The organism is Pedobacter hiemivivus (assembly GCF_005144565.1).
Taxonomy (GTDB): domain Bacteria; phylum Bacteroidota; class Bacteroidia; order Sphingobacteriales; family Sphingobacteriaceae; genus Pedobacter; species Pedobacter hiemivivus.
This window is the reverse complement of sequence record NZ_SWDX01000009.1, coordinates 135,275-147,052: the sequence shown is the minus strand read 5'-3', so window position 1 is coordinate 147,052 and position 11,778 is coordinate 135,275. Positions and strand designations below refer to the sequence as shown.

13 protein-coding genes and 1 other RNA gene are annotated in these 11,778 nt (G+C 38.5%); 5 read left to right on the top strand and 9 right to left on the bottom strand.

Going from position 1 to position 11,778, the window contains the following annotated elements:
• The first annotated feature begins 364 nt into the window (after window positions 1-364).
• Window positions 365-464: signal recognition particle sRNA small type (gene ffs, locus FBD94_RS20570), an RNA gene on the top strand.
• A 142-nt stretch (window positions 465-606) separates the two neighbouring features.
• Window positions 607-1,266: a fructose-6-phosphate aldolase gene (gene fsa, locus FBD94_RS20565; protein ID WP_131608314.1), complete on the top strand. Its 660-nt coding sequence runs from the start codon at window positions 607-609 to the stop codon at window positions 1,264-1,266.
• Window positions 1,267-1,456: 190 nt separating this feature from the next.
• On the opposite strand, the gene FBD94_RS20560 is transcribed toward fsa, so the two are convergent.
• The 6 genes from FBD94_RS20560 to FBD94_RS20535 all read right to left on the bottom strand — a co-directional run bounded on the left by FBD94_RS20560 (window position 1,457) and on the right by FBD94_RS20535 (window position 6,190).
• Window positions 1,457-1,987 (bottom strand): D-glycero-alpha-D-manno-heptose-1,7-bisphosphate 7-phosphatase, encoded by a 531-nt coding sequence (locus tag FBD94_RS20560; protein ID WP_136881594.1) that lies wholly within the window; start codon window positions 1,985-1,987, stop codon window positions 1,457-1,459.
• Window position 1,988: 1 nt separating this feature from the next.
• A complete protein-coding gene (locus FBD94_RS20555; RefSeq protein ID WP_136881593.1) occupies window positions 1,989-2,564 on the bottom strand; it encodes a PhnA domain-containing protein in 576 nt (191 codons plus the stop codon).
• Between the two features lie 81 nt (window positions 2,565-2,645).
• Window positions 2,646-3,944 (bottom strand): sensor histidine kinase, encoded by a 1,299-nt coding sequence (locus tag FBD94_RS20550; RefSeq protein WP_136881592.1) that lies wholly within the window; start codon window positions 3,942-3,944, stop codon window positions 2,646-2,648.
• 97 nt (window positions 3,945-4,041) lie between these two features.
• The gene (locus tag FBD94_RS20545) at window positions 4,042-4,506 is read right to left on the bottom strand and encodes a hypothetical protein (protein ID WP_136881591.1); all 465 of its coding nucleotides are present in this window, start codon (window positions 4,504-4,506) and stop codon (window positions 4,042-4,044) included.
• An 83-nt stretch (window positions 4,507-4,589) separates the two neighbouring features.
• Window positions 4,590-5,711, bottom strand: coding sequence for a hypothetical protein (locus FBD94_RS20540; protein WP_136881590.1), 1,122 nt, complete (start codon window positions 5,709-5,711; stop codon window positions 4,590-4,592).
• A 113-nt stretch (window positions 5,712-5,824) separates the two neighbouring features.
• Entirely contained in the window at window positions 5,825-6,190 is a 366-nt protein-coding gene (locus FBD94_RS20535) for a hypothetical protein (RefSeq protein WP_225874675.1), read from the bottom strand.
• Window positions 6,191-6,278: 88 nt separating this feature from the next.
• On the opposite strand from FBD94_RS20535, the gene FBD94_RS26005 reads away from it, so the two are divergent.
• Entirely contained in the window at window positions 6,279-6,452 is a 174-nt protein-coding gene (locus FBD94_RS26005; RefSeq protein ID WP_169472371.1) for a hypothetical protein, read from the top strand.
• On the opposite strand, the gene FBD94_RS20530 is transcribed toward FBD94_RS26005, so the two are convergent.
• The gene (locus FBD94_RS20530; RefSeq protein ID WP_136881589.1) at window positions 6,436-7,515 is read right to left on the bottom strand and encodes a universal stress protein; all 1,080 of its coding nucleotides are present in this window, start codon (window positions 7,513-7,515) and stop codon (window positions 6,436-6,438) included. The two genes, FBD94_RS26005 and FBD94_RS20530, sit on opposite strands and share 17 nt — an antisense overlap.
• Window positions 7,516-7,709: 194 nt before the next feature.
• On the opposite strand from FBD94_RS20530, the gene FBD94_RS20525 reads away from it, so the two are divergent.
• A complete protein-coding gene (locus tag FBD94_RS20525; RefSeq protein ID WP_205945915.1) occupies window positions 7,710-8,834 on the top strand; it encodes a class I SAM-dependent methyltransferase in 1,125 nt (374 codons plus the stop codon).
• A gap of 117 nt (window positions 8,835-8,951) precedes the next feature.
• Entirely contained in the window at window positions 8,952-9,794 is an 843-nt protein-coding gene (locus tag FBD94_RS20520; protein WP_136881588.1) for a VOC family protein, read from the top strand.
• 20 nt (window positions 9,795-9,814) lie between these two features.
• On the opposite strand, the gene FBD94_RS20515 is transcribed toward FBD94_RS20520, so the two are convergent.
• On the bottom strand, window positions 9,815-10,765 hold the full coding sequence (locus tag FBD94_RS20515) for an NmrA/HSCARG family protein (RefSeq protein ID WP_136881587.1): 951 nt from the start codon (window positions 10,763-10,765) through the stop codon (window positions 9,815-9,817).
• 60 nt (window positions 10,766-10,825) lie between these two features.
• The gene (locus FBD94_RS20510; RefSeq protein ID WP_136881586.1) at window positions 10,826-11,617 is read right to left on the bottom strand and encodes a murein L,D-transpeptidase catalytic domain family protein; all 792 of its coding nucleotides are present in this window, start codon (window positions 11,615-11,617) and stop codon (window positions 10,826-10,828) included.
• Window positions 11,618-11,778: the final 161 nt, after the last annotated feature.

Here is an 11,778-nt window from a genome sequence, read left to right as displayed (position 1 = left end):
GACACTAAGATACGAATAAAAAATGACGAATTATAATATTTATATATTTTTTAGGATATATACAACATATTTAAAATTAATCCCACCTATATTGCGATATTGATAAAATGCAACGATTGAAATTATGACATTAGTAATCCTGTTATTTAGAATTGATTTTCATAAGCTTGCATCAGGCCATCAGATCGCAATATTTGCCGGCTCCTACCTTGATAATTGAATTATAAAACTAGTAAATATAATTTGTTAATTTTTATCCTTTCAATCTATTTACCCTCAATTGATTAGGTCTTTTCTACTAAAAGAACTTAAATATTTATGCATTTTTCTTTGGTAGACTAAACTCTTTTCCTACTTTTGTGGCGGGCAAGTCTTTTACGATCAGCTCCCTTTGAACTCCCCCAGGGCGGGAACGAAGCAAGGGTAGAAGGTTGTAGCGATGCGATAAAAGGTGCTTGCCCATTTTTTACTTTTTTCAATAGAAGTAAATCTGAAACATCCCCCTTATTATTCAATTTTTCTTAAAAGAGCTCAATGTAATTGCCTAATTTAGGCGAAATTATTTGATAGAATTTATACGTTAACCAATTTGCTAATTTAAACAACATGAAATTTTTCATTGATACAGCTAATCTTGACCAGATAAAAGAAGCACAAGACCTTGGTGTTTTAGATGGTGTAACCACTAATCCAAGTCTTATGGCTAAGGAAGGTATTACTGGCGATGCCAATGTAATTGCCCACTATAAAGCGATTTGCGCTATTGTAGATGACAACGTAAGCGCGGAAGTTATTTCAACAACTTATGCGGAAATGATTAAGGAAGGTGAAGCGCTAGCTAAATTAGATCCTAAAATCGTAGTTAAAATCCCTATGATTAAAGATGGCGTAAAGGCAATTAAATATCTATCTTCAAAAGGAATCAGAACCAATTGCACTTTAATCTTCTCTGCTGGACAGGCTTTATTGGCTGCTAAAGCGGGAGCTTCTTATGTTTCTCCTTTTTTAGGTCGTTTAGATGATATTTCTACTGACGGCTTAGTCTTAATTGAAGATATTAGATTGATATTTGACAATTACGGATATCCTACTCAAATCCTTGCAGCTTCTATCCGCGGACCATTGCATATTGTTGCTTGTGCTAAATTGGGTGCTGATGTAATTACAGCTCCTTTGGCAGCGATTACTGCTTTATTGAAACACCCTTTAACTGATAGCGGTTTAGCTACTTTCTTAGCTGACCACGCTAAGGCTTCAGGAAAATAATATTTAAAAACCAATCATAAAAAAACCTTGATGATCATTTCATCAAGGTTTTTTTATGTCTGTGCACGTCATCCTGAGTTTATCTCAGGACCTCGCACCTACTAAGCCGCCTTTCTTTTGCGAGATGCTGAAATAAATTAGCATGACGACCGCTTTAGTAGAAAGTTCAAAACAATCTGTTATTGGTAATTTATTTAAGCATAGCTTCCGACAAGACATCGAATTTATCTCCGGCTAATACTTGCTTTACCAAATCATAATCAATCTGTTCGTCAGGTGCGATTAGAATACCTTTCACTCCTGCCCCATTTGCAGCCTCTACATCGCGTGGCTTGTCACCAATCATAACAGACTGTGCTGGATCAATATTATAGGTTGCAATGGCCTCTAATAGCATTCCTGATTTTGGTTTACGACAATCGCAGTCTCCAGAGACAGTCGGGTGATGCGCACAGTAATAGGCATGAGTAATCAATGCACCTTGGGCTTCAAAACTAGCATATAAGGCTTTGTGCATTTCTGCAAGTGTCTCTTCTGTATAACGTTTTTGTGCAATTCCACCCTGGTTGGTAATGATAATCAAAAGATATCCCTCATCATGTAGCTTTTTTAATGGCGCAATCTGATAGGTTAATATTTCAAAATCTTCCAGTTTGGTAATGTAATCGTTTCTCTCGTGATTCAAAACACCATCACGATCTAGAAATATAGCTTTGTTCATTTTAGTTTTGTTTTCTTACGTATTTAGTCAGAATTACAATTGTCTGTCCCTCAATCTTACCTTCAATCTGATCGGTATTATCTTCTACTAGACGAATGTTCTTTACCACAGTACCTAATTTAGCACTCAATGAAGAACCTTTAACATCTAGCGTTTTTGTTAAAACCACAGCGTTTCCGGTTTCCAACATTTGACCATTGCAATCTTTGTGAACCTCAACAGTGTCACTTCCATCCTCATCAGCACCTGCTTGTGCCCATGCCAAAGTCTCGTCGTCCATATACATCATTTCCAAACTCTCTGTAGCCCAGCTCTCGTCTTTTAAATGATGTAACAAACGCCAGGTTACTACCTGTACGCCTGGAACGGCACTCCAAATACTTGTTCTTAAGCAGTTCAAATGTCTTACATCCAGCCCTTCAGTTTTTTCTATCTGACCCAGGCATTTATCGCAGATTAGGATACAGTTATCTTCAGTTCTGCCTGATTGAGGTAAAACCTCGTATACCTTTAGAGGTCCGGCCGACTGGCATAATTCACATTTGTTTTCGCTTCTATCTAATAATTGTTGTTCCAAAGTAGGTTTTATTTGTTAAAAATCAAGATCGTAAAGTTACCAATTTTAAACGTATGCTGAAAATGATACCCCTGGACAAGCTTATTGAGCCAGCTTCATTTTTACATAGAATGCGGTTCCCTCGTCGGCTGTACTTGTAAACCAAATGTCTCCCCCTTGCTGAACAATAAAGTCTTTACAGAGTACCAGGCCTAGTCCAGTCCCCTTTTCATTCATCGTTCCGTAACTGGAGGCTATGTTTAAGCTAAATATTTCCTCTTGTCGCTCTGCTGAAATACCGATACCATTGTCTTTGATCACTAATACACAGTGATTTTTGTTTACAATAGTATTTACCCAAATCTTGCCGTTTAACTTGGTAAACTTCACCGCATTGTTTAATAAATTACGCAGCACCAGATCAAACATGTTTTCATCGGCAAGAATTGCCACATCTTTATCAATGTCAATAATTAGTGAGATGCTTTTTCTTGATGCCACCTGTTCAAACATGCGTAAAGTAGGCCATACCTGGGTATACAGTACCATAGGCTTCAAATCCATAGGTGCATTATGGAGCTGTTTTTTTGCCCATTCCAACAAATTACCTAACAAGTATTGCGCGTCGGATAAGGAGGCCGATAAGTTTTGCTCTACTTCCGAACGTTCTGCGGCATTTAGCTCCATTTCGTTGAGCAGTTGCAGATATTGCTGTAATGAATTTAATGGCGTACTTAAATCATGAGCAATGATTGAAAAAAGTTTATCCTTCTCCTTGTTCATCAGCTCCAGCTTCACCGCTTTTTCCTCAGCCCTTTCTTTTTGCGCACGATAACTTCTACGCAATTGGATCGTACCTACAGCAATCATTACACTAACCAGAAGGTAGGTAAAGGCAATGTCGGCAAAGCCTTCAGCTCTACTCGAATAATGCTGCTGTATGCTGTCCGGATAAAAGTACTCAACCCCGAGCGCTGCAAATACGGATACTAAATTAAAAATATACCAGAAGGCTAACTTTTTACGTGGAATAATAAGAAATGTCAGGAATACACTCAACACAAACAGTAACATTATACTTCCTGCTGCACCAGCATTATAAAAATACGCTACTGTAATAGCGAAGTTAATCTGAATTACAGATAATATGACGGCCAGTTTGGTCTTGCCTTTGTATCGGCTCAATGCGAATAAGCCAATTTGAACAAACAGAATTACAACCGAAATTAAAGCTGCAAAATGTAGGGAGCTGGCATAATTAAAAATCCCAGTTACAAAAACAGCAAAAATAATAGCAATACTATTGGCATGAAATATACGACCTTCCAATGAAAAGCGTTCTGCATCGCCTACCATTTGGAGCCATTTATTTTCCCACTTAAGCTTTAAATATTTAAACATTAATAATCCCTGCTAACGCCCTGCTTATATTAGGAAAAGAGAGGCGTTGTGAATTACAAATTAAAGCATAAATGTTGTAAATAAGTTAGGGATCTAACTAATTATCCTTCACCTTGATATACTTCTCAGTAATTACCCTGTCTACTCCTGCTGCTTCAACCTTTTCTATTCCTGTTTGTACCAAGGTGTCGTTTTGAATTTTAACCTTAAAATCGAAAGTTTTACCTTCCCAGTTCTTATCATTATAAAAGTCTAAAGACTCTGTATACTGGTCGCCGACCAATTTATATTTTCCACCTCCTGCATCAAAATTATTCTTACCTTCTTTGTTTAGCGTTAAATCATGTCTCAAAAAGGCAAAATGTGTATCATTGATAATTTTGATCATCCGTTGATTTTTAGTGTAATCAGTAAATGATTCTTGCCCATTCTCAACCGTAGTGGCCGACACGAGCTGCCAGGTTCCTTTAATTGCAATGGTTTCGGCTTGTTTTTTTTCGTTTCCAGCTGTGCAGGCCAAAAGCACGGTCGCTGAAAATAGTAGAGCGTGTTTAAACTTCATAGTTAGTTCATAATTAATACATTGTAATTTAATTATTTATGAACTAACTACAAATTAAAAATAAAGTTTTAGTCTTTAAAGCATTAGCGATATATATCGCGCATTCTGAAGTCAAATTGACTCATAATCTGTCGGGTAAGCTCCCGGTATAGCTCATTATAATCTGGTTGGTTATTGTATGCACCATTAATAATTGCACGTTCTTTATCGCCTAAGGCCCTTGAGTCTCCCGTATATTTACCAGTAATCCTTTCCCAGGTATATTGTGCCGGAATCCGATCGGCAGCAATTGTTCTGTGGGTAAAGGCATCTGTAATCCTGTAATCCATTACCGCTCTAGAATTCACGATCCTCCTTGTGGCACGTACGGTAGCCGTTACCGTAATGTTACTCACACTTCCAGCCATTTTATCACTTTTTACAGGAATTTGTTTGGATACTGTATAGGAGTAATTATTACTAGCCAGGTTACTGAACCAGACATCGTACATAGAAAGCTCCATATACTGATCTATTCTTCTGCTACCGGGCTGCCTATCATTTAAGCCGTAGAATTCGTAATAATTGGAATTGCCAATGTTATTTAGATTCCATAAAATATCCCTCTCAAAAAAGCTACCATTGATGTTGTAATGCCCAAAACGCTGATCCAGCTTCGTCACCATCACATTGGTAATCGCAGCTTCATGAGCCAGCTGCTTCTTTTCGATAACATCTTTATAACCGGGAACATAGCTGTCGGCTAGATTTAAGTTGTCATAAGCTTTACGCGCACTTGCACGATCGTTACGTTGCAGCAAAGCTATTCCTCTATTGTAATGCGCTTCTGCCGCGGTCAATGCCGCCTGATTTAACTCTGTGGCATAATTTCGGGGAGTAAAAGCATCAATTTTAAGATTTGCATTTTCGACTGCTTCATACATTTTTCGCAGCGATAAATAGCCGTTGTAGATCCCCGCTAGTCGTTCTCCCTTTCTCCCCTTACCACCTTTTACGGCCATAATATCTTGCTCATACTTTGCTGAGGCCTCCTTATAAGCATCTGGAAGAATTCTTAAAGCATTGGCATCTGAAGGGTTCTTTTTAAGATCACTTATCGCTGCATAAAAAGCTTTGCTGTACTCCCCTTTCTCATATAATTTCTGCGGAGATGCACATGAGGAGAGCAATAATGTAAAGAGTAGTAGTTTAGAGAGAGATTTCATAGGAAGATTTTTTTAAACGTAAATAAAGATAAGAATTTACATTGCGTTTAAAAAAATCGGGTGACAGCAAAATAGATATCCTGAGTACAGGATACCTACAGCGGCATATTTAACTACAAAGTATCCAGTGTAGTTTTAATGGTCTTTTCTAATGCACTTACAATTGACGCTTTGTAAGCGACGAAATTGAGCTGACGATTTTCATCAGAATCACTTTCTCTAAGCGTTTTTTTAGCTTCTTTTATAGCTTGTAATTCATTTGTATACAGATCCATAAAGCTGTCCGCATTTTTATTCTTCAATATTCTCACCGTGTGTGAGTACTTTTCGTAGCTATCTACTAAAATTGCTAAACTTTTCTGATCGTAAGTATTTATACTTGCAATTTTAACTATTAGCTGTTCAAGCTTTCCTCTTTCTTTTGCGTAACCCATAATTGCGGTAAATATACCTGTTCCCAATAAAAACTGCACCATCATCGCTCATCTTTTCCATATTTTTAATCATTTCATCAAAACATTTTGATTCCTGGTATGTTTATATAGCAACTAACTTATTTTTTCTACCATGAAAGCAAAAAATAAAGACCCAAAAAGCACAAGGTCTGAGAAAACAAAAGCGTCTCATAGACCTAGCTATTATTTTCATGCTGATGAGGATTTTCGGGAAGATCGGGATTGGATAAAAAATCAAGCTATGGATGTTGCTGACCAAAAGAAACAGATCAAAGCTCTTCCCTAAACAACAATAAAGGAAGGTGTGTATGGTAGGCTAACTTATTCGTAAGGTTGCGATGTAAAATACTTTCAAAAAAACCATATATTTTGGGAACGGTGATGACCAGATCTGCTTTAATCTTGTCTGCGAATTCCATAATTCCAGTGGCCGTATCTTCATGACTAGTATAATGGTATTCAGGCTCCCCTCCATCCCACAATAGGTGAAGATCAGAGATCTCCTTAATTGTATCAGGATTAAAGCGTGCCCCATCACGATCTACATTTAAGATGTATAAGGTCGCCCCTAGCGCATCAATCAAACCTTTCATAGCAAGAACAGGGGTCGATTCTGATACTCGCCTCAAGTCGCAGGCAAATACGATCTTCTCAATTCTTTTAAAAACGGCCACGGGTGGTACAATTAATAAGGGAGCTAGACAATCATTTGCTAAATCCAAGGTATTGCTACCTATAAGCACTCTTTCCAGCTTACTCTTTCCAGTAATCCCGACTACTACAAGCCCGGCGCGTTGTTGTTGAACTAGCATGTTTACCGCTGTAACCAATGTTCGTTCATCACTTTGAATTTTTATTTCTGTCTTAGGAGATACCAATGGCTGCATCATGTCTTTTAGCTTGGTTAACTTAGTCAAACTGTCCTCCGATGAATCTGCAGTTTTGGAACCAACCGGAGTAAAGCCTGTTGGTGGTAATAAAATAGACTCATAGGAATGATACAGCATCATGTTCGTCGTTTTCAACTGTTTACTCAATGCGGCCGCATACATACATGCGTTCTGCGCTGCGTCCGAGAAATCAGTAAGCACCAACATGTGAGTTACACCCTTAAACTTATCCAGTTGTATTTCAATGGCCGCTTGCAATTCCTGAAATCCAAGATCAGAAATCTTTCTTTCACCACGCTTTACAATCGTCCATACTCCATCTAACGAACGATTCATTAGAATCGGACTAGGCTCGTTTGTTACCATTTCCACCTTAAATTGACGGTAATGGTCAAATGCAGTGACAATAGCGCTTAAATCAAGACAACCCGTCGTGAATTTTACAGAAAATGTTTCCATTATATGATCTCCTTAATGAGAATTAAAATCCTCTATGTAACGAGCGTTAAAAAGATGCAAAAAATCAGACTCATAAATGAAACCCGCTTTTGGTAAAGAACAAATACTGATGACAACAGTTTTATAAAAAAAAACAAACTACTTTTTTTTATAGCTGTTCTTACGATGTGGTTGGAATAAGCCAGCTACAAAAATTGGAGGACACCGAAATGGCATTGGCAAATTCCGCTCCACTTTCTGAACATATTATCCGGCAAATTCACGAGCATGGACCTATATCTTTCCATGATTATATGGAGACTTGTTTGTATCATCCTCAAATGGGGTATTACACATCAAGCCCCGATATCATTGGGGAAAAAGGTGACTTTTATACCAGCGCCACCCTCAGCCCTGTGTTTGGCGTAATGATAGCAAAACAGCTAGAGGAGATGTGGGTGCATATGGGTAGTCCCGCCTTTACCATTGTAGAATATGGTGCGGGTACTGGTGAGCTCTGCAAATCTATCCTTAATCATTTAAAGAACAATGAAAGGATGTACAAAGAGCTGCGCTACTGCATCATAGAGAAGAGCCCGGTAATGTGTGATCAAGAAGCTAAACATTTATCTGAAAAGGTGGAATGGTACAATTCAATTCAAGAAATTAAAGAGGTAAATGGCTGTATCTTATCAAATGAACTTGTCGATAATTTTGCCGTTCACCGCGTAGTGATGCAGCAGGAACTGATGGAAGTGTATGTAAACCACAAAAATGGTTTTGCGGAAACCTTACTCCCAGCTAATCCAGCGCTTAAAAACTACTTATCAGAATTGAATATAGATCTTCCAAGAGGATACTGTACAGAAATTAATTTGGAGGCACTAGACTGGATGGCCGAAATTGCTTCAGCGCTCAACAGCGGTTATGTGCTTACTATCGATTATGGTTTTCAGAATTCAGAGGTGTACAAAGCCAGTAAAAGTCAGGGTACACTTCTCTGTTACCACCAGCACGCAATAAATGATTCTCCGTATGAGCATATTGGCGAACAAGACATGACTTGCCATATTAATTTTTCTGCCTTAGCACATTGGGGAGCAAAAGACGGATTAGCAACATGCGGACTTACCAATCAAGGATATTTTTTAATGTCATTTGGCTTTAGAGAACACCTGGTCAAATCTTTGGCCGAAGAAAAAGATGTTCTCCGTGCTGCGGCACAAGTCGCAGCCATAAGTCATACCCTTTTACTGGATATGGGGAGTAAGTACAAGGTGCTTATCCAGCAAAAGGGCGTAAAGCCAGAGAAACTGTCCGGACTTGCCTATTGCATTTAATATGCGATGCTATTTGTCGCATATCACCCCTTAAATTGTCGATTATACAATCAGGAATGGTTGTAAACAACAGTAACTTAGTGTAGATAAAATACAAAAACTTAAAGCTTAACAGTTATGAAAAATTCCATTTATCCTTGTCTAACTATCCGAGGTAAAATTGTAGAAGCAGCGGATTTTTATATCCAAACTTTTGGAGAAGGGAAAATCAATCAAACCTCATCATTTGTTATACAAATTGAATTGAGCGGAGAAAAATTCATGTTACTTAACGATGGACCGTCTACAGATCCTAATCCCGCCATTTCATTTATGGTTATCTGTGAATCTGCAGAAGAAACAGAAAAATACTGGAATAAATTGATTGAAGGCGGAAGTATACTTATGCCATTGGACAGCTATGATTGGAGTCCTAAATATGGTTGGGTGCAAGATAAATACGGGGTATCCTGGCAATTGTACACCGGAGATAAAGCAGATACACCGCAAAAATTCTGTCCCACTTTAATGTTTACAGGTGACAAAGCGGGTCAGGCCGAAAACGCCGTAAATTATTATACACAGTTGTTTCCAAATTCTAGCATCCAAGGCATCATGAAATACGCTGAAGGCGATAAAGAAAGTGTTGATTTTGTGAAACATGCCCAATTTAAAATCAATGATTTCGTAGCGATGGTCATGGACAGCTCAGCCGAACATGGCTTCAGCTTTAATGATGCCATCTCGTTAGTTGTAGAGTGTGAAACGCAGGATGAAATCGACAATTACTGGGACCTGCTAACCGCTAATGGCGGCTATGAAGTTGCTTGTGGTTGGTTAACTGACAAATATGGGGTAAGCTGGCAGATTGTACCAAAATCATTAGGGAAATTGGTTACTGACCCAGCCCGTACACAAAACGTGATGAAGGTAATGATGCAAATGAAAAAACTGGTTATCGCGGATCTGGAGAATGCATAATATATTGCAAACCGCATACCTTATTCAAGAGGTATGCGGTTTGCATTAGCTTCGAGCCACATATCAAAGGATTGCAATTCCGGATTCAACACTTTGGAATATTTCACATCACGCACACCATTACACACTTCATCAAAATCGCGATAAAACTGGAACATATTACCTAAATCATCAGCCCCAGGAAAACCTAAACTCCGATATTGATCAGGGCTGATGTCATTATAGGAAACCTCTGTCGCTAAAGCTTTGGATAATTCCTTAGCCATTTCAGTACAGCTGAGTTGATCACCAGCGATTCCTATCCTTTTGCCAATTAACTCGGGACCCTTTTTAAATATCCCATAAGCACATTTGCCAATATCAGCAGCAGCTATTCCAGCCATTTTCTTATCGCCCATTGGGAATGTGATGGCCAGTTTACCATCTTTATCTTTCTTTGGCCCCATTCCAAAATAAATCAAGTTATCCCAGTAATAAGAAGCCAGCATAAAAGTAACCGGCACTCCAGCGTCAATAAAATACTGATCAGCGGCACCTTTCCCATCAAAATGTGGCACTTTATAATTTCCTTGCAGCGTTGGCATGCTATCGTCATCGAGTGGAACCCACTTTCTTACATCCTCCAGCGTCGACCAAATGACATGTTTTAACCCTGCTTCTTTGGCTGCGGCCGCCATGTTTTTCGCTTCCGCCATTTCCTTTTCCGGAGAAAAATGATCCCAGAAAAATGTAACGAAATAAGCTCCATAGGCACCAGCTAAAGCCCTTTTCATGCTTTCCATATCATCCACATTTCCAGATACAACCTCTGCGCCCATTTTAGCGAGTGCTTTTGCTTTATCAGAATTTGGATCCCTGGTTACTGCGCGAACAGCAAATTCACTGTTACTATCGTTAAGAATTGCATGCGCTAAACCGCCGCCCTGGGCACCTGTTGCTCCAAAAACTACAATAATTTTTTTTTGTGACATGATGTGTTATGATTTGAATCTACATAACAACTGTTTACCTGGAAAGTTTAAACCAATAGATTATACATTATCCTCGCTCCCCGCCCAAGGTTTTAAGGTACTCATCATTGTTTCATCAAGGTATTTTGAATTAAAATGTTCCTCACTAGAATTAATAAACAAAACTGTTCCACCCCCAATGTTATCGATTACTTTATTAACTACTGATTGTGGTACTGCCGGGCATCCTTGGCTTCTACCTAATCTACCTAAAGCAGAAATAGTTTGCGGGCCAACATAATTTGCCCCATGCACCACTATAGCACGTTTTCGCGCATTAGAATTAAAGCCTTCATCCATTCCATCCAACCTTAAGGAACGACCGTGCTTCCCATTATAAGTTTCTCCGGTTATATAAAAACCCAGACTACTTTTGAGGGATTCGCTCGTATTAGAAAAATCTACCGCTTTATCGCCACCACTAGCCTGTCCATGGGCCACCCAGGTATTCAACAATAAAGTTTTTTTATGAAGGTCTATAATCCACAAACGTTTTTCAGTACTCTTCATGTCAAAGTCCGCGATGGTAACCACAGATTTATCTTCGTCGACTTTTCCTAAATTTTTAAGATTAAAGAAGCCTGTAACTGCCTTTTCAAAAACTTCTAGCTTCAAGCCACTAGCTTCCAAATTAACACTATCGTACAATTTACTAATGTAATTGTTGTACAGCGAGTCACTGTTTACGATTTTACTTGGTTGTATTGTTGTTGTTGGTTGTACTTCCGTCCTTTTCACTGATCTCCAGCTGATTGTAGTCAAAGCCAATATAATAACAATTGGCGTCCACAACCCTAAAATGCATTTTCTCATCCTATAGAGTTACTTAGCTTTAAAAAATAAATATGTTTAAGTAAGAGGTTTATGCAGATGTGGTTTTTTAATTGGTTTAAGGTTTAACTTGGGGCAAATGTAACAATTTTATTTCACGTAACTAGCTATATATTTAACAATTACCTTAAGGTGACTTTAAA